At 33.0% G+C, this 24,073-nt stretch carries 14 protein-coding genes and 6 pseudogenes; 8 read left to right on the plus strand and 12 right to left on the minus strand.

The window, feature by feature from the left end; genetic code table 11:
* Positions 1–73: 73 nt before the first annotated feature.
* Positions 74–945, minus strand: a pseudogene (locus tag M1L26_RS03740) (IS982 family transposase).
* Positions 946–1,041: 96 nt separating this feature from the next.
* Here M1L26_RS03740 and M1L26_RS03745 point away from each other — a divergent pair.
* Positions 1,042–1,252 (plus strand): annotated as a pseudogene (locus M1L26_RS03745) (helix-turn-helix domain-containing protein); the annotation flags it as partial.
* A 51-nt stretch (positions 1,253–1,303) separates the two neighbouring features.
* Positions 1,304–3,053: pseudogene (gene mutL, locus M1L26_RS03750) on the plus strand (DNA mismatch repair endonuclease MutL).
* A 232-nt stretch (positions 3,054–3,285) separates the two neighbouring features.
* Here the strand turns inward: mutL and M1L26_RS03755 are convergent.
* The 6 genes and pseudogenes from M1L26_RS03755 to wmk (M1L26_RS03780) form a co-directional block, all read right to left on the minus strand.
* Entirely contained in the window at positions 3,286–3,567 is a 282-nt protein-coding gene (locus M1L26_RS03755; protein ID WP_250119962.1) for a transposase, read from the minus strand.
* 30 nt (positions 3,568–3,597) lie between these two features.
* Positions 3,598–4,923: an IS4 family transposase gene (locus M1L26_RS03760; protein WP_250119932.1), complete on the minus strand. Its 1,326-nt coding sequence runs from the start codon at positions 4,921–4,923 to the stop codon at positions 3,598–3,600.
* A gap of 98 nt (positions 4,924–5,021) precedes the next feature.
* Positions 5,022–5,690, minus strand: a pseudogene (wmk, locus tag M1L26_RS03765) (WO male-killing family protein Wmk); the annotation flags it as partial.
* Between the two features lie 96 nt (positions 5,691–5,786).
* Positions 5,787–6,959, minus strand: coding sequence for a hypothetical protein (locus M1L26_RS03770; RefSeq protein ID WP_250119963.1), 1,173 nt, complete (start codon positions 6,957–6,959; stop codon positions 5,787–5,789).
* Positions 6,960–7,050: 91 nt separating this feature from the next.
* On the minus strand, positions 7,051–7,707 hold the full coding sequence (locus M1L26_RS03775; RefSeq protein WP_250119964.1) for a JAB domain-containing protein: 657 nt from the start codon (positions 7,705–7,707) through the stop codon (positions 7,051–7,053).
* 170 nt (positions 7,708–7,877) lie between these two features.
* Positions 7,878–8,789: a WO male-killing family protein Wmk gene (gene wmk, locus M1L26_RS03780; protein ID WP_250119965.1), complete on the minus strand. Its 912-nt coding sequence runs from the start codon at positions 8,787–8,789 to the stop codon at positions 7,878–7,880.
* Between the two features lie 113 nt (positions 8,790–8,902).
* Here wmk (M1L26_RS03780) and M1L26_RS03785 point away from each other — a divergent pair, with 113 nt between their 5' ends.
* From M1L26_RS03785 to M1L26_RS03810, 5 genes and pseudogenes are all read left to right on the plus strand, one after another.
* Entirely contained in the window at positions 8,903–9,823 is a 921-nt protein-coding gene (locus tag M1L26_RS03785; RefSeq protein WP_250119966.1) for an Rpn family recombination-promoting nuclease/putative transposase, read from the plus strand.
* Between the two features lie 920 nt (positions 9,824–10,743).
* On the plus strand, positions 10,744–12,162 hold the full coding sequence (locus tag M1L26_RS03790) for an AAA family ATPase (protein ID WP_211908129.1): 1,419 nt from the start codon (positions 10,744–10,746) through the stop codon (positions 12,160–12,162).
* 758 nt (positions 12,163–12,920) lie between these two features.
* Positions 12,921–13,872: pseudogene (locus M1L26_RS03800) on the plus strand (IS5 family transposase).
* A gap of 175 nt (positions 13,873–14,047) precedes the next feature.
* Positions 14,048–14,866, plus strand: a complete 819-nt coding sequence (locus tag M1L26_RS03805) for an RDD family protein (RefSeq protein WP_250119968.1) — start codon at positions 14,048–14,050, stop codon at positions 14,864–14,866.
* A gap of 81 nt (positions 14,867–14,947) precedes the next feature.
* Positions 14,948–15,928, plus strand: coding sequence for an IS481 family transposase (locus M1L26_RS03810; protein ID WP_250119961.1), 981 nt, complete (start codon positions 14,948–14,950; stop codon positions 15,926–15,928).
* A gap of 65 nt (positions 15,929–15,993) precedes the next feature.
* On the opposite strand, the pseudogene M1L26_RS03815 reads toward M1L26_RS03810, so the two are convergent.
* Together M1L26_RS03815 and M1L26_RS03820 are read right to left on the minus strand one after the other, a co-directional pair.
* Positions 15,994–16,209, minus strand: a pseudogene (locus M1L26_RS03815) (transposase); the annotation flags it as partial.
* Between the two features lie 49 nt (positions 16,210–16,258).
* Entirely contained in the window at positions 16,259–16,807 is a 549-nt protein-coding gene (locus M1L26_RS03820) for a hypothetical protein (RefSeq protein ID WP_250119969.1), read from the minus strand.
* A gap of 196 nt (positions 16,808–17,003) precedes the next feature.
* Here M1L26_RS03820 and recO point away from each other — a divergent pair, with 196 nt between their 5' ends.
* Entirely contained in the window at positions 17,004–17,732 is a 729-nt protein-coding gene (gene recO, locus M1L26_RS03825) for a DNA repair protein RecO (RefSeq protein WP_007302913.1), read from the plus strand.
* A 22-nt stretch (positions 17,733–17,754) separates the two neighbouring features.
* On the opposite strand, the gene M1L26_RS03830 is transcribed toward recO, so the two are convergent.
* From M1L26_RS03830 to M1L26_RS03840, 3 genes are read right to left on the minus strand one after another with little or no spacing between them, the layout of a single operon-like run.
* Positions 17,755–19,131 carry a PleD family two-component system response regulator gene (locus M1L26_RS03830; RefSeq protein ID WP_250119970.1) on the minus strand — a complete coding sequence of 459 codons (1,377 nt, stop codon included), beginning with the start codon at positions 19,129–19,131 and terminating at the stop codon, positions 17,755–17,757.
* Positions 19,103–19,393: a Sec-independent protein translocase subunit TatB gene (gene tatB, locus M1L26_RS03835; RefSeq protein ID WP_211908077.1), complete on the minus strand. Its 291-nt coding sequence runs from the start codon at positions 19,391–19,393 to the stop codon at positions 19,103–19,105. The genes M1L26_RS03830 and tatB overlap by 29 nt, the downstream gene beginning before the upstream one ends.
* Positions 19,394–19,398: 5 nt before the next feature.
* The gene (locus M1L26_RS03840; protein WP_250119971.1) at positions 19,399–24,069 is read right to left on the minus strand and encodes an NAD-glutamate dehydrogenase; all 4,671 of its coding nucleotides are present in this window, start codon (positions 24,067–24,069) and stop codon (positions 19,399–19,401) included.
* Between the last annotated feature and the right edge of the window lie 4 nt (positions 24,070–24,073).

Raw genomic sequence — 24,073 nt, forward strand, 5'->3', positions numbered from 1 at the left:
AGTTGCAATAACCTCTATGAATCACACAGCTAGCAAAACAGCTCGGGAATGTATCTCAAACCCCAGTTATGGATTAACCAACACAGTAAGGCTTAGAAATAGAAGGCTTTTTTGACTGCATGGAATATGAAATTAATGTAGAAAAATATGTACCAGAAAATTTATTGGCGATCTGTGCCGTGTATTTTCAAGCTCAAATTTATTTTTTAAACAACCAAAGACTGTCTCAATAATCGACCTTTTTCTCAATAAAGCCTTCTCTTTTAGTGAGATTAGTGCGTTTTTCATGCCTTTTTTCACTTTAGTGACAAGCTTTAAACCTCTATCGAAGAGTTCCTCAAAGAGCTCCTTCTTGATATAGCCTTTATCTCCGAACAAAAGTCCTGTCAGTCTTTTAGTTATAGTTGGCACAGGTTTTCTGTCATCAACGTTACCTTTGGTTAGAGTAAGTGATTGAATTTCTCCAATTTCGTTAATCACCAAGTGCAATTTAAAGCCAAAAAACCAACCATACGTGCTCTTACCAATTTCTGCTAAACCATCAAAAACTTTGTTCCTAGAGATCCTTTTCTTGTGGCAAATGGCAATCGTAGAAGTGTCAATGTAGGAAGTACCTGTCATTTTCGCTTGTTCGCAGAACCATTGAAGAAGTAATGCTAAATACCGTAAAACTCTCGGCTTTAAGGCAATAAATCTGTGATATGAAGGCATCTTTGAAAATTCTGATCTATAGAGTAACTTAAGGTAACAAAGATAAAAAGCCTTGAAGTTTTTACATGGCGATTGGTGGTATAACAGGATTATGGTTAGCATTTCTGAGTGCGCTATTTCTGGTACTCTGGTTGGTTTTTTGCCATTTGATAAGAACTTATTTGCAAAATTTTCATCTACTACACGACAAAAATCCTCGACGCAGCAGTAAAGTTCTGTAATATCTTTCTTCATGGGTAACCTCTTAAATTATTGCTAAAATACTTGAGTTTACCCTATTTCCCTCTTTATTAATTCTACTTTTATCTGTTTTCTAATCCATAACTGGGGTCTCAAGCGTGCAAGGTAATGGGATATTCAAGAGATACGTTTTATAGATTCAAGGAGTTATACGAAAATGGAGGAGAAGAGGCGTTACATGAAATCAGCAAGAAAAAAACCGCTGTTTGCAAACAGAGTTTCCGAAGATATAGAAAGAGCAGTAGTAAATATTGCAACAGAATTTCCAGCATATGGACAGCAAAGAGCTGCAAATGAGCTAAGACCACTGACAGAGTCCTCCCCTTCTCCATCTAATGCTTAAGCTTAAAACATTAGATGCTTTGTTCAAGATACAAGGCCAGCGAGTGTAGTAAAGGAATTAGTAGAAAATGCAATAGATGCTGGAAGTTCAGAGATAGAGATCAAAATAGAAAGTGGTGGACGTAACCTTATAACTGTGATAGATGATGGAAATGGAATAGAAAAGAACGATCTGGAACTAGCACTTATGAGGCATGCCACTTCAAAATTAAGTGATAGTGAGTTAATAGAGATCAGACATCTTGGCTTTAGAGGAGAGGCTTTGCCTTCAATTGCAGCAGTGAGTAGAATTAGGCTATCATCGAAAGCAAAAAGAGTAAATGAAGCATGGTCTATAAGTTATGAGGGAGGAGAAAAAATAAGAGAGATTACCACTTATTCTTTATTGCAGGGTACATATATTGAAGTTCGTGACTTATTTTTTGCGACTCCAAATAGACTAAAATTTCTAAAAACCGAAAGGGCAGAAACACAAGCTATAGTTGATTGTAAATAACATAGCAATGATTAACTATAGTATTGGATTTACTCTTACTTCCGGTAATAAAAAGCTCTTAAAATATATTAAGCAAACTTCATTATTTAACAGACTATGTGAAATAGAAGAAGAATTTCAGAGCAATTCGCTGGAAGTTAAAGAGGAAAAAGACGGCATCAAACTTACGGGATACATCTGTAAACCAACTATTAGTCGTGGCAATTCAACTCAGATCTATACGTTTGTTAATGGAAGGCCAATAAAAGACAATCTACTTATAGGTGCAATTCGATATGCGTATCAAGATTTTATTCCAGTTGGGAGGTATCCTTTTGCAGCGCTGTACTTGGAGATACCATACGATCAAGTAGATGTAAATGTGCATCCAAATAAATCAGAAGTAAGATTTCAGAATAAAAGGCTAATATATGAAATAGTGAGAAGAGGGATAATAAAAACACTATCAACGAGGTTTGCAGCGAGTGGTCAAGGTATTGAAGAGGAGCTAATTTTTAATGATAGTAAAAGCCAAGAGCAGGTTGATAGTAAAGAGAAAAAAAATCAAAAAGAGTTTTATGAAAAGAGGCCAAGTCTTTTAGAAAATCGTCTAATGAAAGAATTCAATGCACCAGATGAAAGAAGGCAAAGCTTACCAGAAACGTTTAAATATGGAGAATCTCCATCCCAAAAGGGAACGATGGTTTTAGAAAGGAAGCAAATTGATTTAATAGAGGATTATCCTCTGGGATATGCACGCTGTCAGGTCTACAATACTTACATTATTGCTGAGGCTGGAGATAGGCTGATTATAGTAGATCAACATGCAGACCACGAGAGATTGATATACGAGTGCTTAACAAGCATAAAAAGACAAAAACTTCTCCTTCCTGAAATAGTTGAGATTAAAAACCAAGCAGGGACGGAGATGGTTGAAACTTATAAAGATAAGCTTTTTGAAATGGGTTTTGGTATTGAAATAGAATCAGAAGATAAAATAATGGTGAAAGAAATACCTTCAATCTTGGGAACAATAGATATAAAAGGGATGCTAGTTGATATAGTAGATAAGTTAACGGAAATGGAAGATACGTTGTCAATAGAGGATAAGGTGAATAAAATATCAGCCACAATCGCTTGCCATGGAGCAGGAAGAAAAATGAAATTGGAAGAGATGAATGAGATACTAAGACAAATTGAGAAAACTCCATATTCTGGTCATGAAAGACCAACGTATATAGAAATGAAAATAAGTGATATAGAAAAATTGTTTGAAAGGAGATGAGTTCAGTTTGTCAAAAAGGTTGCCAATTAAGTATACGTAACAGCTCTTCTGATTATGGATGGCTTTGTTGCATAGCACTGATAGGCATGTAAATCACAGTGAATTTACGCAGCTAATTTAAATTTAGCCATACCTATATCAGTAAATTTGTTCAATAAGTAGCACTTAATTAACAGCTCTTTTTCACGATTTACCTCTGATTTATTTTTCAAGCTAAACCCAAATATTTGCTTCAACCTATAGAAAAAGACTTCATATAAGACCGTGCTCCATACTTAACTTTTTTCTTCCATTCATTAATACCATCTTCATAATTCTCATATGACCTAATTCTACTAATATACTTGTTTCTTTCTGATAAGTAGTCAGCTAAACAAATTTTAGTATCCTTCCTAGGGCGAATAATAGGCACAATATTGTATTTTCTGCATTCTTTATACACACTTTTTATATCATAAGCCGCATCTGCTCGAATAGAACAAATGTTATATTTATCACTGACTTCTTCTAACATATCGCAGACCGGCAAATCATACGCGTCAAGTTAAGAGATTGTGAGCAAATTTAGAGAGGTTAAAGTGGATACTCTAGCCCTTCTACGTTTGTCTTTTAATGAAAATAGCGACCAAGTTATAGTGAGTTTTTTAAGAAATGCTTTTAAACTATTAATTTTGGTTAATACTAAAAATAACTCTCTAACCCGCCTTTTTAGCTCAATAAATGCCTTTGTTAAGCTAAGTTCTGTATTCTTTTTCACTTCTGTGCAACCAACTATGCCGTGAAATATAAGAATTGCGCACAATTTAGCATATAGTTCACATAATACTCTGCATGGCTTTCCTTTTAGCTTATCAAGCCTGATATGGCTTTTATACAATTTAAATAATAACTCAATTTGCCACCTTACTCTGTAAATCGTTAATACTTGCTCAGCACTAATTTTATTTTCTGGAACATTAGTTATAAATATTGACCAGTTCAACAATTTTTGATTTCTTTTAGAGGATGTATATCCCTGCGATCTTGCTAATCTATTAGCTTTCCTTCTTCTGGCCATAGACTGTTCTTCAGTTAGTTTCTGACATATAATTCTTACTCTAATTTTTGCTTCTTTTCCTAACAATACCTCGTTTTCTAAAAATAACTTATCCTCTAAACATTCTAATAACTCCATTTTTTGATTTGTTTCTACATCATATATGTTGGTATCAGATTTATAACGACTTATGAAATAAGCTCCTATTTCATTGATTTGTTTAAAAGAACTTGGCACAAAATAACCGAGATCAGATATTAGCAAATCATTGCTTAATATATTACTTAAATGTTTCCTATATCCCTGGTCTGATCTTACCCCCTCCGTTAAATTAAGTTGGTCTATTATCTGATTCATGTAGTCGAAAACTAATTGTAACTTTATTCCAGACTTAGTATTGCTTTCATAGCCACTGTAGCTAGTACCATAACCTTTATACATCTCTTCCATACTGTTAGGTAGAGTAATATAGCTACTGTCCAATAATTTAACACTATTAAATTGCTGTAAGATTTTGCAATCAACTTGCAAGATATTTTTAAAGAGAATCACAGATTCATTATACATCCTTTTCATAAATTCCACTGCTTCTTCAGTAAATCTAAAATCCAAACCTTGTTTTGTTATATCTATCGAGTCCTCGTTTAGTAATTGACACATTGTTTCTACGCTACAATTATCAACTCCTATATTACCCAAGACCATGGCTTTTACGAATGATGAACCTTTTAGCTTTCTCTTTCTTTTTATAAACCTTGTTGTAATTGAGATTTTCTCTGCTTTTTCATTAAAAAATTCTTTGAGCTTTTTTGATAAGCAAGTTATTTTATTCATTGGTTCTCTCACTAAAAGTATATCTGGGAGAACTTATACCTTATTATTCTATCTCTTTCATACCTTTATTTCCTTAACTTGACGCGTATGGTTAGTTCAAGTAGGTCCATGATGTTAATTGATAACACCTCCGCTATTTCATATAATTTTCCCAGTGGAGTGGCTACGCGTCCTTGTTCATAGTTGCTTATTTCGTGACGGGTTGTATTCATTTTCTCTGCTAAATCTTTTTGAGTATACTCTCTCACTAGCCTCCATTCTTTTATCTTTTTTCCTATTTGGCAGTATATAGAACCAACTTTTTCTTCAACACATTCATCAACAGAGAGACCAATTGTTTTTGCAACAATATCAACAGAAACTCCTGCTTTAACCAGACCCTTTGCAATTTTTATTTTTTCCGATTTTCTACTACTTTTCTCACTAACTTGGACAAATTTGGTTAGCAAACAAAACATTCTACGTAACTCCTGATCGTTAATCCTTTTATATTCTCTTACTAGATTTAATATTTCCTCTCCCTCATCTTCAAGACAGCTTTTTGACACAGGAATGAGATCAGTAATACTGATTGATAGTGTCTCAGTTATAGCATATAACCTTTCAATTGAAATTTTACGGTTCCCTTTTTCATATTGCAGTATTACCCAGTACTTTACACCAATTTTCTCCGCTAAATCCTTTTGAGTATACCCTCGCTCTAACCTCCAACTTTTTACTTTTTCCCCTACTTCACAGTCTAGACTTTTTTCCACGAAAACAACCATGCGTATAATATTTTCTACTATAGCTCAATTTTGTTAAGGCTCCAGATATAACGGTAAGAAAAAACCTCTGGAACCTTAAAGGTGACTATAGACACATTAAAGTTTTCTAAAAGTTTCTTTACTACCTTCACGTATCCTATTTACCCACGGAGACAATACTTCATCATTGCTAATCTCTTTTATAGCATACTTTTCATTCCATATGCCACATCTAGTAAAATTACCTCTTTCTACTACTTCCTTAAGCTTCACTCCCCCAAAGAGGCAATTTTTTCCTATCTCTTCGCCTCTTTTTTTTAACTCAGCCCACATTTCCTTATTTTCTACTCTCACTTGCACCTGATCTGCCTCTTGGTACAATACAATATTTAGCTTACCAATGCTTGTAGGAAATTCTAATACAATAGAGCTGCCATCTGACACATCGACATAGTTTCTTATACCTCCTTTCTCACTTTTAACCTCAACTGCATTATTACCAATTTTTAAAATATTACTTCCTAACTCTCTCAGTATTTTTGCTACCTCTACCTTGCTATTATCAGAAAATTCTATATACGATGTTGTATTGTCTATCTCGATATCTATTAATTCTCCTTCTTGCACAGCACTTTCGCCAGCTTTTTCTAGTTCTTCTAGTCTCTCATCTATCTGTGGCTGAACTTCTGGCTGTAGCTCATTATAGATTTCACCTATCAGTTTATTCTGTAGTAGAGTATCATGAAACTCTGCGCCGCTTAGCATTAATTTACGTATTAGCTTTTTACGATCAACCTTATCAAATTTATGAAAATGTGTACCTAATACTACATACTCTGCAAAACTCCATTCCCCGTCATCACATGCATTTATTCTTGCTCCTGAGGCTAGTACTTGGTCTATAGTTTTGTGCAATTCATTTACGTTTTTTGCCTCTACCACAGCACTCTTAAACCAGCTCAACTTTTCGCTTTCGCTTATACTTGGCTTTATTTTTTGCAAGGCGGAAGTAAATGGATTTTTATCTTCTTGATCACTTATAGGTTTTGTGCCATATATGTAATCAAGTCCCTTTCCGTAGTTGATTTGAACGTCTCTATTAGGGAAGGGCACTTCTCCAGGTTTTTTAGCCTTATCAATTTTGCTTACAAAAGTGGACTGCTGGTTAGCATGACCAATTCCTACAATAGCATTTAACATCTCACCTTTTGACAATTTATCAAGATCAACGTTTAACTCGTAAACACCTCCCCCTTTATCACTAAAAGGTACAATTATTTTATTATTCATATTAGCCTCCGCTATTTTTCTAAGTGTACAGTTATTATACACCTTATTACTCATTATAAATTATAGTGAGCAGATTTGCAAATACTTTCTGCTATAACAATCCGTTTTCTCGAAAGCTAAAATAGCCTGCACTTGTGATAACAATGTGATCAAACAATCTAACGCTTACAGTACTACACGCTGCTGCCAAGCTCTTTGTTACTGCTTGATCTTCTTCTGAAGGTTCTAAGCGTCCCCCAGGATGGTTGTGTGACATTATTACTAATGTTGCATTCTTTATTAATGCTTTTCTTATAATTTCCTTTATGTACACCGGTGCTTTTTCCATTTCACCAATATAGAGTTCTTCTCCGATTAGTTGGCGCCTTTTATTCAAGTACAGTATTTTTACACATTCCCTCTCTGCATGACCTATACTTACGTTCAAGTATTCTACTAGCCCTTGTAAGTCCATGATTGGTTCTCCCTTGAGCTTTTCTCTCAGTACCCTTTCTAGTGTTTCCTTAACGCACATAATCATTGCTATTGAAGAATCAGTTACTCCTTCTATGACTTTCAGGTCATCCATTTCTCGGCCTAAAATCCTTCCTACTCCCGTATAAGTATTCACCAGATTTTTAGCAATTTCTTGAGCTTGCGGCCTTTCATGTACTGCACTTAGAAACGTTTCCATTATTTCACGATCAAGTAGTGCTTTGCCTTTGCTTTCTAATATTCTGAATTCTATTTCTTCTTTACTTTTATTCATATAATTTACCCTTCACTAACAACAAACTTTTTTTAAATATTTACTGCTGTTTTTTTATCAGCATTGGCATAGAGCCATAGCTTCCGAGTGAAGTCAAATCAATTTTTCAATCTTTTTTACTTATTTTTTCATTAAAAAGTAAAGATGTTAATAGATACTGATTTTTTTACTTAAATTTGTTGAATTTCGCCTAAAGAGAGGCCTGTTATTTGCAAAATAATATCGGTAGAAATTCCTTTTTTAACTAAGTTCTTTGCAATTTTGATTCTTTCTTCTTCTCTAATTTTCTCCTCACAAATTTGTATGCTTTTAAACATAGATTTTATTAGTACATTACGTAGTTCTTGGCTTTCAATCTTTTTGTATTCTTCAATTAAATTCGGTAATTCATTTTCTACTTTACTACCTTCCTCTATTAGAAGATCTGTAATACTAATCGATAATGTTTCTGCTATTGCATATAATTTATCAAGTGGAACAGCAACTCTTCCTTGCTCATAATTGCTTATTTCGTCACGTGTTGTACTCATTTTCTCTGCTAAATCCTTCTGAGTATATTCCTGTACTGCCCTCCATTCCTTTATCTTTTTCCCTATTTTGCAGTATATAGAACCCGTTTTTTCTTCAACACATTCATCAGCAGAGAGACCAATTGTTTTTGCAACAATATCAACAGAAACTCCTCCTTTAACCAGACCTTTTGCAATTTTTATTCTCTCCGTTTTTTTACTATTTTTCTCACTAACTTGAACAAATTTGGTTAGTAAACAAAACATTCTACGTAATTCCTGATCATTAATCTTTTTATATTTTCTTACTAGATTTAATATTTCCTCTCCCTCATCTTCAAAACAGATTTTTTCATTTGATACAGGAATTAGGTCTATAATACCAATCGACAATATCTCTGCTATAGCATACAACTTTTCAATCGAAATTTTACGTGTTCCTTTTTCATATTGTAGTACTATTTGATACGTTACGCCGATTTTTCCCGCTAAATCTTTTTGAGTATAACCTCGCTTTAACCTCCAGCTCCTTACTTTTTCTGCTATCTGATACCTTGTAGAGATATTTGCCATAAATATTATATGGGTTAATACTATCAAATAAAGATATACAAAATGTTTGCATTTTAGTTGAATATTTCTTCACAATTGTGTATAATTATTAATGCTTTTTATCTTACTTTCTCATGGCTCTTTCGAAGTTTCTCGATCCAAAATTAGATTTAACATTTAAGAAAATCTTCGGTACTGAAAAAAATAAGAATATCCTTATCCATTTTTTGAATGATATCTTAGGCTTTACTGGAGTCAATGCTATTCAGGATGTTGAGTTTCTCAGCACCATTATGAATCCTGAGATTGCTTCTGATAAACAAAGCATCGTTGATGTCCTCTGTAAGGATTCTCTCGGAAATAGGTATATTGCAGAAATGCAGCTTGCTCGTGATAAAGGCTTTGAGAAACGTGCCCAACTTTATGCTGCTAAGGCTTACTCAAGACAGTCTGGCAATTACATCGATTTTAAGACAGTATTCTTTATTGCTATTTCCAATAGTACTCTCTTTCCTTCAGATGTTTATTATATTTCCACTCATAATATAAGCGATATAAAGACTAACGGGCACTATTTAAAAGATTTTCAATTTGTCTTCATTGAACTACCTAAATTTACAAAAAGTAAAGTAGAGCAGTTGGAAACTACTGTTGAGAGATGGTGCTTTTTCTTTAAGTATGCAGAAGAAACTACGGATGAAGATTTAAGAAAAATAGCAGAAAAGTCACCAATAATAAAGCTAGCATATGATGAATTAGATAAGTTTCATTGGAATGAGAAGGACCTAGTAGCTTATGAAGAAAGAGTAATGGATTTACAGAAAGAAGCTGCTATCTTGGAACAAAAAATCGATGATGCTAAACATGAAGGCATCCAAATTGGAGAAGAGAAGGGCAGGAAAGAAGGCATCCAAATCGGCCATCAAAAAGGTAAAATTGAAGGTAAAATTGAAGTTGCAAAAAACTCACTTAAGGCCGGTGTTTCTATAGATGTTATAGCTCAAATTACCGGTCTCTCTCATTCTGAAATCTTGCAACTCAAGGAAAAAACATAATATTCCTACTTATTAACTCGAACATTTATGAAAACCTTTCTTAAGTTAGACATATCCCTTAACTAAGAGTCTAATGAACTGTCTAAAACAGCTATGAAGATTGCACAAAGAATTATATAAATTACTATCATAACGTTACCCAAACTTCTATATCAAAGCTACGTGCTGTAAGTTCAATATGGAAAATACATTAATCACTTAGCATTTAATGTCTACTTCATCCATTTTAGCATTAAGACTATCAAACTTGCTACTGGTTGTTTCCCTAATTATTTTGGCTACCTTCACTTTAAATTTTCCACTACTTGGCATATTACCTCTTATATTATAACCTACCTATTGAGATTACCTCCAAGCTTGGTTACTCCTATCTCAGAAAGACAAATGGAAAGCTCTCTTTCAAAGTTATCTGATAAAAGAAACGAAAGAAAACGCTCAGAAAAAACAAATGGCCCGTAATTGCGTTTTAAAGCCATTCTACAACTTCAGGGTACAATTATACTACCAAGACCTAGGTTAATCATGTAAGATAGCTTAAAACTCGATTATGAGGTATTTCTAAATTATCTTTTACTTGTTATAAAAAAACCTCACTTTAGTTTATCAAGTTTTTTATTCATTGTAAAATATTTTTTCAAAAAAGTAAACAGTTTTCATAATTTCGGTATAGCAAAGTATGTCAGTAGAACAGCTTTTGTTTAAAACCTCTGAGCAATTAATTGCAAAACTCTCAGTGATGAAATCAGCAAATTGTAGATGAAGCTCAAGGAAAAAAGTCTCTAGCTACTGCCATAGAAGAAGAAACAGAAGCTACAAAACCCTCTCAATAGTTCAAGATGGAGACAAAGATCTAAATTTATTTATTTACGTCTCTAATTTTATCTCGTATAATGGAGACAAAGATTTATATTTTGTGTTTTATGTCTCCATTATTTATTGGTAGGAAAACTGAGTTAAAACAACTACTGGAGCTTACAGACAAAAATACTGCATCTTTTGTAGTAGTCAAAGGAAGACGTCGTATAGGAAAAAGTCGTTTAATTCAAGAGTTTGGTAAGTATTTTGAACAATATTACTCCTTTATAGGTTTGCCACCAGAAAGGCATACTACAACGTCCTACCAACTTAATGAATTTTCTAGACAAGTTGCTAGACAATTTAATACATCTTTTGCTAGGTATGATGACTGGAGCGATTTACTATGGGCAGTTGGTGAACGTCTACTATCAGGAAAAACATTATTGCTGTTTGATGAAATTTCTTGGATGGGCTCAAAAGATCCAACCTTTTTAGGCAAAATAAAAAATTTTTGGGATACGCAGCTAAAAAATAATAACAAGCTAATTTTTGTTGTTTGTGGATCAGCTTCATCCTGGATCGAGAAAAATATACTTAGCAGCACTGGTTTCGTAGGGAGAATATCGTTAACTTTAACACTCGGAGAATTATCACTTTCTGATTGCAACGAATTTTGGCCAAAAAATATTTCAGCATATGAAAAGTTTAAGGTGCTTGCAGTAACTGGCGGAATTCCAAAGTATTTAGAGGAGGTAAATTTTAAACATAGCGCTGAAGAAAATATTAAAAGGCTTTGTTTTACAAAAGGTGGGTTTTTAGTTGAAGAATTTAATCAAATATTCTCAGATTTATTCATGCGAAAAACTGCTTTTTATAAGCAAATAGTCAGAGCTCTTTCTACTGGAGCTAAAGAACAAGAAGAAATTTGTGCTACTTTAAATATCGTAAGACATGGACGCATTTCTGAGTATCTATATGAACTTGAGCTTGCTGGTTTTATTGCAAAGGATCATACTTGGAGTATAAAAACTGGTACTGATTCACGACTCAGGAGGTACAGACTTCAAGATAATTATTTAAGGTTTTATCTAAAATATATCGAAAAAGATCTAGGAAAAATTAGTCGTGACACCTATTCTATAGGGTTCTTACCAGAGTGGTATACAATTATTGGGCTTCAATTTGAAAATTTGGTGCTGAACAATAGAAAGAGTATACATAATATCTTAGGAATTGATGGAATAATAAGCGAGAATCCATTTTTTCAGAAAAGAACCCGTAATAGTGCAGGTTGTCAAATTGATTATATGATTCAAACGAAGTTTAACACTCTCTACATTTGCGAAATCAAATTTTCAAAAGATAAAATTGGTCATTCAATAATACAAGAGGTACAAAAGAAAATAGATGCACTAAATCGTCCAAAAGGCTTTTCATGTCGTCCAGTCCTTATCCACGTTAATGATGTAAGTGATGATGTTATAGATAGTGGTTACTTTTCACACATAATTGATTTTGGAAAATTATTGAATTGTAAGTAATGGTTTTTCTGACTTAAAAAATGGTAGTTTCTGCAGTTATTCTTAAGTTCATAGAGTTTGCTAACATTAGTATCTTTAGCTTTACAAAAAGGGGATGGAGCCAAAACAATCTCTCTGCTGCAACTTAATTCTTTAAAATATTTTAAAGGGCTATTATAGCGTTATTGATGATTTAGATAGGGGAGGATATGTTTTGCCAAAAGCTCATATAATCTCTTTTAAACCCAAATAAACAGTTATTTCCAAAATGGAAACAACTCAAATAGCGAAGAAGCTACTGTAAAAGATATAGCTGATTTTCAAAGCTCTTTAATTCCTTAGCTATCTTAAAATTATTTTAACTTTTTTTTCAAAAAATCCCGGAAAAAGTAGTAAGAAATCCGGTATATATTAGTATAGGGTCATTGAGTGTAGATGTGCTTAAAACACAAAAGTCGGCAAACGAACAGAGTAGAAAAGATTGAAGAAAGCAAAAGAAATTTAGGCTTTTGGTAAGTTACATAATTGAGAATTTGTATTTTTTTAGATGAGACAAAAACTGTATTTTAAAGCTAGATGTGACTTTAGAGTAAAATACCAACCAAAGAACGCTTCTTTAAAACTTGATCACAAGCCTTGTCACAAATTTTACTTTTTCCATTATAACATCGTTGCATAGCTAGTGTTGGTTGAGGTTATTGTAAGAAGAAAAGCTTTTTAATATATGGCTACTAACGCATTTTGTTGTAAAATAGGCATTTTTCAAACAAGTACAACTTATGCCACAAAAAATGAGAGTAAGTAACCAAAGAGAATATAACGAGTTTCTCAAAAAAAGAGGAAATGTTTTTCATTTTGTTAATCAAGCCATAGAAAATTGGTATGAAAATAGTCCAAAAGTTGCAGGTGGCAATAACACTTATAGTGATAAAGTTGTAATTTTAATACACATATCTTTTTAGAATTGGCTTGAGACAAGCTGTAGGTTTTGTAAAAGGTTATATGGTACAAATAGGCAAAAAACTTAAGATTATCAGCTATACACAAGCTTCCAGAAGATTTAAAAAGCTTAATTTGAAGATTGATGACCATAGAAGCAATAAAGACGATCTGGAAAATGTTGAAATTGCCGTAGATAGCACTAGAGTTAGTATCTACAATAATAACGGTGGGCATAGTAAGCTTAATATTCGAAAAAGAAAATACAGTGGTTATGGTCAAGTAAGAAAATTACATGTTGTTTTAAACATAAATGATAAGAAAGCAATAAGCATGAACTACACTAGTGGTATTGCTGTAGACTATTTGCCGGTCTGCGATATGTTAGAAGAAGTCAGTGATAAATATAACATTTGTTCTATTCGAGCAGATGCGGCTTATGATATAAAAAGTGTGTATAAAGAATGCAGAAAATACAATATTGTGCCTATTATTCGCCCTAGGAAGGATACTAAAATTTGTTTAGCTGACTACTTATCAGAAAGAAACAAGTATATTAGTAGAATTAGGTCATATGAGAATTATGAAGATGGTATTAATGAATGGAAGAAAAAAGTTAAGTATGGAGCACGGTCTTATATTGAAGTCTTTTTCTATAGGTTGAAGCAAATATTTGGGTTTGGCTTGAAAAATAAATCAGAGGTAAATCGTGAAAAAGAGCTGTTAATTAAGTGCTACTTATTGAACAAATTTACTGATATAGGTATGGCTAAATTTAAATTAGCTGCGTAAATTCACTGTGATTTACATGCCTATCAGTGCTATGCAACAAAGCCATTCTGACTTTGCTATACACTAAAACTAGCCATATTAGCCCATTTCATCCATATCTACATACGAACTAATTTGCTCAAGCTTATAGAAATAATTTAAATCTTCTATTTTTATAACCTTATTTTTACGCGGCTTGTTCTCACAAATATACGATGTTTTTATGTTTTTTAAAAAAGTAAACATTCAAGATTTTTATGATGCTAAAGGAACCCATGTTTTCTATATAAACGTAAATATCTCTCATGCTCTCAATCAGCAGCAATTTTACTATTATTTAAGCACTAACATAATAACATTAGATAATGGTGTTGGGTACACACAAATGGGTGTTAGAATGAACTATGCAAAAGTTACTAAACGTATTGCAGCGTATTTAGTTGACCAAACAATATTTTTAGTCTGCTGTTCATTCTTTTTTTTATTAATTTCATTTATATTACCAGAAGAATCTCTTACTAACTTTTTTAATTATGTCTTTCCTGATACTGACATTGATACAGAACTCATATCAAAACGATATGAAATATTAGAAGACTTAGGTACATTACTAGCAAGTTTAGTATATATAGCATTAGAAGTATTAATGATAATAAGACTTGGTTGGACTCCAGGAAAATTGCTATTTGGTATATACATAAAGGATGCAAACACACTGAAAAACATTGCTTTTATGCAAGTAGTAATAAGAAGCACTTTCAAGACGTTTTTGTTTGTATTTCTCGATACTTATGAGTGGTTTTTAATTTCACCAGTATTGGTCCTAATGCTTATACCTATAATATTTGATCAACGTAAACAGCTTTTCTACGATAAAATTGCAAAAACAGTAGTAATGGATTATAGATCTGAAGAATGCTACCCAAGATTAAACTGTGTATATGTGGAAATAACTAGACGCGCTGTAGCAACATGTGTGATTCATAGAGGTTATTACAGCAAAAATGTAAGATAAAATAAAAACTTTGACTTGTGATAGTTTAAATACCTTATTACAATAATATGAATAAATTCATCAACAAGAGGCAATCAGTAAATGGATACCAAAGTTAAGTTGCGTTTGAATTGGATAGAATTATACAAAAAATTAGGTCATGCAGGCAAAGTGTGTCAACACTATAACATTTCACGCTTTACCTTACGAAAATGGTACAAACGTTATGAAAAGCTAGGTGCACAGGGATTGTCAAACCTTAGTAGCAGGCCTAAAACTTTACCCTTACAAAAAATCAACGAGTCAAATGAGCAGCTCATTCTTCATCTGAGAAAAGCTAGAAAATTAGGAGCAAGACGTATTCAAGCTGAATTGAAGCGTTTACATGATATCTCTTTTGCATTGGCTACTATACACAAAGTTTTGAAGAAACACGATGTAAGTCTTTTACGTATTAAACGCCACTATCGCAAGCAGATTAAGCGTTATAACTGCAAAGTGCCAGGAGAGCGTGTACAAATGGATGTTTGCAAAATATCCTCGGGGCTTTATCAATATACTGCTATAGATGATTGTACGCGTTATAAAGTTATCGCATTATACTCAAGGCGTACTTCAAAAAATACTCTGGATTTCTTAAAACAATTAAGGGAAAGGGCTCCATTTCATTGTCAAAGGATTCAAACCGATAGAGGACAAGAATTTTTTGCTTACGAAGTGCAAGAGTGTCTAAAAGAATGGAAAATAAAATTCCGTCCAATTAAGCCGTTTTCACCACATTTAAATGGTAAAGTAGAAAGAGCGCAGCGTACAGATTTAGATGAATTTTATAGTAGCGTTAACATTAAGGATCATGAACTGCAAGTCAAGCTTAGGGATTGGGAAGAATATTATAATAAACAACGTCCTCATAGCTCTCTTCAGGGAAAGACTCCTTGGGAAAAATATAAAGAACTGGAAAAAACAATTCCTTGTCTAAGTGAAATACAAAAAAATTATATTTCATCAAAAGAAACGTTTGTCATGCAAAATTACAAACATGACCAAGAGTTAAAGTCACTTCAAAAATACAAAACCTCTTAACAGGTATTTCAAGTTCAGACTTGATCTGACAAATTAGTTGCAATAACCTCTATGAATCACACATATAACTGCACTAACTTACTAATACTTAAGTATGGGGGTACAGAAACGTATACATGTTGACGCAATTCTACCTCTCTACTTGATTATTTGCACATACTTCTTGTACAATTTCTTTAGCTTTCTGTTCAATATCTCCAACTAATACTGGATATCGATATTTTGTTATCCACACTATGTGATACATATACAGAGTGACTGCTTTTTCTATAATATTCCACATTCTTTGAGATTTTTCACCTTAAAATTATATTCTTAAAAGGATGGACTTTAAGTCCAGGGTTTTTCTCCCAAATTTGGTACAATAAAATCTAACGTGACTTCGCGCCAAATGTGATGCTGCTCAGCAGTTAAGCCAATTAACGGGCTACATTTATATACTGCACGCATTGCATTATCTGCTGCTGATCTAAAAAGAGGATTATTTTGATAAGAACTACTATCTGCTACGTTGGCTACAACGATCTCGCCTTTACTGGATAATAATAAGTTAATTTTTATACTAAAACTTTCTTTATAAACTATGCCCTCAGGAATGCTCCAACACTCTGTCAGTTTATCCCTTATAGAATTAATAATTTCTGTTACAGCCAATTCATCATCTTTGTTCTCAATATTTTTCTTATCTCTTATTTCATTTTTCACCTCTTTAATGTCTTCTCTTAGTTTTCTTTCTACACCCTTTTTTCTTTTGGGAATTGGAATATCCTCATCAATTTCCTGTATTTCAATAATTTGCCTCGGTTGTACTAACTCAACTAATTCTTTTTTTCTTTGTGGTATAGGAATAACTGACGAATCATCCGTTTGGGCTTTCATTGAAAAAAGCAAAAAACAACATAGAAACAAAAGAAGAATATAATTAAAATAGAGAGGGCGCATATGTTAAGCAGCTTGTTTTACTGGTTTAAAGCTAATATTGCACATAAAGTCAATATATTTCAGTTGACTTAAACTCAAATTTGCTACACTAATTTTATTATCTCTATAATATCATATGGTCAATATACTCTAAATGAGATGGAAAGATGAAGGTGTTATTATAGCTGTTAAAAAATACGGTGATAAAAATTTAATTCTTTCTCTATTTACAAAAAATCATGGAAAGTGCAGAGGATTAACTAGGTTAACAAACAATAGCAATTATAAGTTTCAAATAAGTAATCTATTACATGCAGAATGGAGTGCTAAGCTACCTGAAAATCTAGGTTTTTTAAAGTGCGAATTGATTGAATCTCCATTTCATCATTTCTTTCAAGATAGGTTAAAAAGCATTGCTATTGTTTCTTTCTCGTCTATATTAGAAAAAGTGCTTCCAGAAAGTGAATCCTGCATCAAGTTGTATGATAATTTTAGACACTTCATCGATGTAATAAAACATAATAGCCAGTTTTGGCAAAGTCATTACCTTAACTTAGAGCTTCTGCTTCTTACGCAACTTGGATTTAAGTTAGACCTATCAAAATGTGCTGTAACAGGTGTGAAAGAAAATCTACAATTTATTTCTCCAAAAACTGGTAGAGCAGTGTCAAAAAAAGTAGGTGACTGTTATGCAGATAAATTACTACCTTTTCCACAGATGTTGCATGATGTATACAATAACAACCTACAAAATAGCTACTCATATCAAGAATTCAGACTAGGGTTAAAAATTACAGGGTATTTTTTAAATAAATATCTATTTCTGCAGTTAAATGCGAAATTTCCGGAGTTGAGAAATTTTATGCTATCATTTGAATCTTAGTTACTACTTATTTGAAAGAACTTCAACCAGTAACCACTCTATTTCTACCACTGTTTTTTGCTTTATATAAATATTTGTCAGCACGTACTATAAAATTTTTAACATCATCAAGGTCAGATCTTTGCATTGCTGAAATTCCAATGCTCACAGTTACATTATGGGTTGTATTTTTACCCACAAGTATAAAAGGTTCTTTGGCAATAATTTTCCTTATTCTCTCTGCAATAGTATACGCATCTGATACATTGGTATCTGGCATTACAACAACAAATTCCTCACCACCAAACCTAGCTAATAAATCTGTCACTCTGATATTTTCAGAAATTCTTTTCTGTATTTCCTTTAAAAGTTCATCTCCAGCATTATGCCCAAAGTTATCATTCACCATCTTAAAATAATCTATATCAAGTATCATAAGAGATAAACTTCTATCTTTTTCCACAGAATCCTTAACAATATTTCTTAAGTGTGCATCAAAATATCTTCTATTATAACAGTTAGTTAATGGATCCTTTATAGACATTTCTACATTATTAAATAAATTCATTCTCAAGGCATCTTGATACCTTTTGCGTTTCACTTGCAAATTAACCCTAGCTATTAATTCACTCTCATCTAAAGGTACTGTTAAATAATCATTAGCACCTACATCAAGTGCCTTTACTAAATTGCTTTTATCATAATCTTCAGAAAGGATCAGAATTGGTGTATAACGTGTTTCTACTTTACTACGAAACTTAGAACACAACCGTAGGCCGTCAGTTTTTGAAAACTGCATGTCAGAAATAATCAGGTCGTAATTATCCTTAATACCAACCTTTAATGCTTCTTTTGGATCGTGCAGTATTTTAATTGATCTGAAGCGTTGCTTTAGAACATTGTGTATCTGCTCTGCTTGAAAGGTGTCCTCATCTACAACAAGTATGTTAGCATCAAAAATCTGATTAGAATAATCCATAATACTGCTTTCTGCTACTCCACCAATCTCAGCATTAGTTTCTCCTCTCAAGCACAACTCATCTATTATCATCTTTAAGCGCACAAGAGACTTAATTCTTGCAGATAAAGCAGTTTCATCTATCGGCTTAGTTAGAAAGTCATCCGCACCAGCATTAATTCCTTCCACTCTATCATGAGTGTCATGCAGCGCAGTTACCATAATTATTGGAATATAAGTCGTTAAGGGATCATTCTTTAGCTTCTTACAAACCTCAAAACCACTCATTTTTGGCATCATGACATCAAGTAAGATAATATCTGGCTGCTGTTCCGCTACTAAATCTATCGCCTCCTCGCCATCATAAGCTACAATAACTGTATAGTACTCTGCTTTTAGCTGAGCCTCCAAAAGCTTAACATTAGATGGTATATCATCTACTACTAGGATTTTTGCTGTCATTTTTTGTACTATCTAAATTGTAAGTAGGATAAAGCTTGCCATCTTCACCAATTATGTAATTGACTTTTTCAACGTTATGCCCTTCATATAATTCTTTAATTCCGGTATCCTTCAACAATTTCCTAACTCTTGATTTTACAACCCAGAAATACCTATATATATTTTTAATAAGATTAAGAAATACAGGTACTTTACTTTTATCAAAAACAATTATACTCACTAAAGCTACAACTAAAATTTCTGAAAGACCTATATTAAACATTTTTCCTATGAAGCAAGTACTTTAACTCTCCTGATTATGAGTATTAATTTACTTAAATCAAGTTTAGAAGCAACCATCTCATCTAAAAAGCTATTGTAACGCTCTATATAATCCTTATCATTAAGAGCCCAAGTTTGAACCTTATCTACATGATTATCAGTAGCTTTTATAACTTTAACAGCTAGCTTATGATGATAATTGCTTAAATCATCTAATAAATCATTAATTAAGCTGCGATCCCAATAAGAAGAATGGCTTTTAATCTTGACAGCAATTGTTCTAATCATATCAAACCTTAGCAGCGACTTTAATTTAAAGTATATTCTACCAGCTTCAAAGATTGATAAAGATGTCTGTTCAGCAATAGATATAACGTCCAGCGCATAAATAAGAATACGTAAATCAGCAACCTTTTTTGCTAGATCTTTATTTATGTTAAGCTCTACCAAAGAGGTTAATCCATGATTATAGATCTTTAACAGGCGATCATCTAAAACATCATGGCCTAAAGTTTCAATTGTACCCCTAAATTTTGTAACATCATCTAGTTCTGTAAGATTAAGTTCACCAAGATTTTTTACTAACCAAAATGACACTCTACCAATAAATTTTTGTACATTTCTCACTATTTGTAAATACAAATCGGCATCAATTTTGCCATCCAATTCATCAATTTCATGCCAAAGGCTATTTAAATTATATAGGTGATTCACAACAATATATATGTTAACTGCTTCATGTACTCTAATTCCAGTACTCTCAACCAAGTTATTAATAAATATACAGCCCATCTTATTTATTACATCATTTGCAATGCAAGTAGAAATAATTTCCCTGCGAAGTTGGTGTTTCAATATGGAATCCTTAAATTTTATTACCATCTTTTTAGGAAAATAACCTAGCAAGTAGTTATGAGATATAAGATCTTTTTCAGACAGATCGGAATGTATAATTTCATTTTTTATTCTTGTTCTAGCATAAGACATTAGAACAGAGAGCTGAGGAGAACTGAAACCTTCTGCACCAGTTAACATCCTTGCTATCTCTTCTTCAGTTGGAAGAAATTCTACGCTTCGGTTTAACAGCCCAGATTTTTCTAAACTGAGTAATAATTTATGGTGCTGCTCCAACTTTTCTTTAGCTTGCAAGCACTCAAGAAGCAATGCTTTTGTTTCAATCCTGTTATGATTTTCAAGTACCTTAGATGCAACTTCATCTATCATGCTAGCCAGTATTTCATTCCTTTTTTCCAAGGAAATTCCCCCTTCTTTCATAATTGCAACAAAAGCAATCTTGATGTTAACTTCAAGATCAGAACATATTACTCCTGCTGAATTATCAATAAAATCTGCATTGATATACCCACCTATTTTAGCGTATTCTACCCTTCCAAGCTGCGTGCAACCAAGGTTGCCACCCTCTATAAACATAGAAGCTCTAATATCATGACCGTTTACTCTTAATTCATCATTTGCTTTATCGCCAACCATGCCATGGCTTTCACTTTTTGCCTTAACAAAGGTGCCAATTCCTCCATTCCATATGAAATCCACTTTTGCCTTGAGCAAATATCGAATCAAATCATTTGGAGATAATGTATCTTCCATTATATCAAAGCACTTTTTCATTTCTTGAGAAATTTCTACTTGTTTGCTACTACGTTCAAATATCCCGCCACCATGAGAAATCAAATCTCTATTGTAATCCATCCAAGTGGAAAACGGTAATTCAAAGAGCCGTTTACGCTCCACGAAACTCTTTTCCGCATCAGGATTTGGATCAACAAAAATATGCATATGATTAAATGCTCCAATTAAACTCATATTTCTTGAAAGCAGCATGCCGTTCCCAAATAGATCGCCAGCCATATCTCCAATTCCAATAACAGTTGTATCCTGGTAAATATCCTTATTCATTCTCCAAAAATGGCGTTGTGCTGCAATCCATGCACCTCTTGCTGTAATACCCATCTTTTTGTGGTCATAACCTGCTGATCCACCAGATGCAAATGCATCTTCGAGCCAAAAGTTATATTCAGAGGATATTTCGTTTGCATAATCAGAAAATGAAGCAGTGCCTTTATCTGCTGCAACTACCAAATATGGATCATCTTCGTCATACCTAATCACATTTTCTGGTGGAGTTATTTTGCCATCAACTACATTATCAGTAATATCAAGCATTCCTCTGATGAAATTCTTATAGCATTCAACACCTTTCTCCCTTAAAATGTTTTTGTCTTTATAAACTTGCTTTATTACAAACCCACCCTTTGCGCCAACAGGTACAATGACCGCATTTTTTGTCATCTGGGCTTTCATGAGTCCCAAAACTTCAGTGCGAAAATCTTCCGTTCTATCCGACCATCTCAAACCACCACGAGCCAACTTCCCTCCTCTTAGATGTATTCCCTCAAAAAGGTTTGAATAAACATACAATTCACGGTATGGGCGCGGATCAGGTAAACCATTTATTTTACTTGAATCAAATTTGATAGATAAGTATGGCTTATCATCTTGATAATAACTGGTTCTAAAAATTGCCATTATCAAGTTAAATATCGAACGCAAAACGTAATCATGTGAAACGTTGCTGATCTCTTTTAGTAGTTCTTCAATTTTTTCCTGGAAAATGTTAGTAGTTTCTGCTCTATCAATATCTATATTAGGATTGAATCTTGCACGAAATAGCTGTATCAGATATTTCACTATTTTTGGGTACTCTGAGACCACTTTTTGGATATATTCTGGGTTATAGTTAAATAACGTCTGCTTTAGATAGGCACTTAGCACCCTAATAAGAAGTACTTCCTTCCATTTGAGCCCAGCAATAATGATCAAACTGTTGAAATAGTCATTTTTAATTTCCTTGTTGAACACTTTTGCAAGCGTTATTTCAAATTGCTCTTTCAGAGTAATGTCACTTATTAACTCATCGACTCTTGACAACACAAAGTGGTGTATCCATATTCCACCATTGATTTCTATATAATAACCATTATGAGATAGAATTTTTGCTCCCAAATTCTTAGTAATTTTTAATATCTTTGATAATTCAAGACCACCATTGCTTGGAGTATAAACTTTTAACTGATAGTTAAGATTGTCACAAGTAAGTCTCAAATCAACCTCACTTACTCCTTTCTTCCTTACTATCTCCAATTTTTTCATGTCGTAATATGCATCATGAGGTTCAAAATTCTCTTGATAGCTTACCGGAAATGCATTGGAATAGCGGATGAATACATCCTCAACAGTGCTAAAAGTATTATATAAATTGTCTATAAAACGATCTTCCCACTTTTCCGTAATGTTTCTTAATTTGTTTTCGATACGCAAAACTTCATAATCAAGAACGCTAGCATTTTTGGCCTTTAGTACTACATGTAATTTCATCAGATCATATTCATTGATAATGTGATTGTTATAAATATCTGAACTTCCTGCACTTGTTTCATCCTTCAATATATCACGTATCTTGAACATTAGCCTAGCGCTAGCATAACGCATCGGTATCAGTACTATGCAACTAATAAAGTTCCCTAGCTTTCTCAAAAATAACTTGACTCTTGGTCTAATCGCAAGAGACATGATCGAGGTGCAAGTTTCAAATAACTCGTCTTCATTTGATTGGAATAATTCGTCACAAGAAAATGCCTGTAAAATGGAAATTAAAGCTTTATTGTTATGGCCACCAGGAACAAATCCTGCCTTTTTTTCTATTGTTGTAACCTTATCCTTTATTAACGGAATAGTTCGAATATCTTGCACTTCTGCTATAGAAGTAAATAGCCCAAAAAAATGCTGTTCCCTTATTACATCACCCTGATCATTAAATTCTTTCACTCCTATACAATTCATATAGGTACGCCGATGAACTATTGAGATTAGGTCTGATCTTAGTATGTATAAAGAATTCAAGCTTTCAGAAGAAATTGATGAATTTTGGTACTCTTCACTTGCTCTCATTAACCCGAGGCTCTCCTTACCACTTAGAGCAAGCTTTCCTTCTTTATTAGTAATGTATTCTTGATAACCTAAAAATACAAAATTGTTATTTTTCAACCAAGCTAGAAAATCTCTGCCTCCAGCATCCAATGCCGGAAGCTCAAGAAGCTTCTTGAGCATCAATTGCCAGTCCTTTACAACGCAGTTAACTGCTTTTAGCGTCTTTCGTAGAGATTCTTCTAGTGTATCAACAAAGCTACCACTTATGCCTTTAATAATTACATATATTACTGACTCTTTGATTCCATTACTTTCTTCCAAAAGATGAATTTTATCTATTAGGCTATTTTTTCTTTGAACATTAATTATGCTGTTACTATAATAGCATATAGTTAAACCGTGTGACTTAATAGTGGAAATGACAGAATCCACTAAAAAGGGCATGTCATAATTTGTGATTTTAATTATAGTGAAATTGCCTTCTATTCCTGAAATATCATTTACATTACTTACTGCCAATTTACTTTCTTCTTTTTCTTTTTTAAGAATGAAGTTGTATGCATCTTCTGCAATGTATAAAAGAAATTTATCGTTGACTTTTAGGTCACTATTATAAACAAAATTATAAAAGTACTGTATAAACTCTTTAATTTTTTCTTTCTCTTTTTTATTCCCTTGATCAACTAGCTTAAATAAAGACTCAACATTAACATTATGATTTATACACATTTTT

Origin of the sequence: Wolbachia endosymbiont of Ostrinia scapulalis (assembly GCF_023559145.1) — a bacterium.
Taxonomy (GTDB): domain Bacteria; phylum Pseudomonadota; class Alphaproteobacteria; order Rickettsiales; family Anaplasmataceae; genus Wolbachia.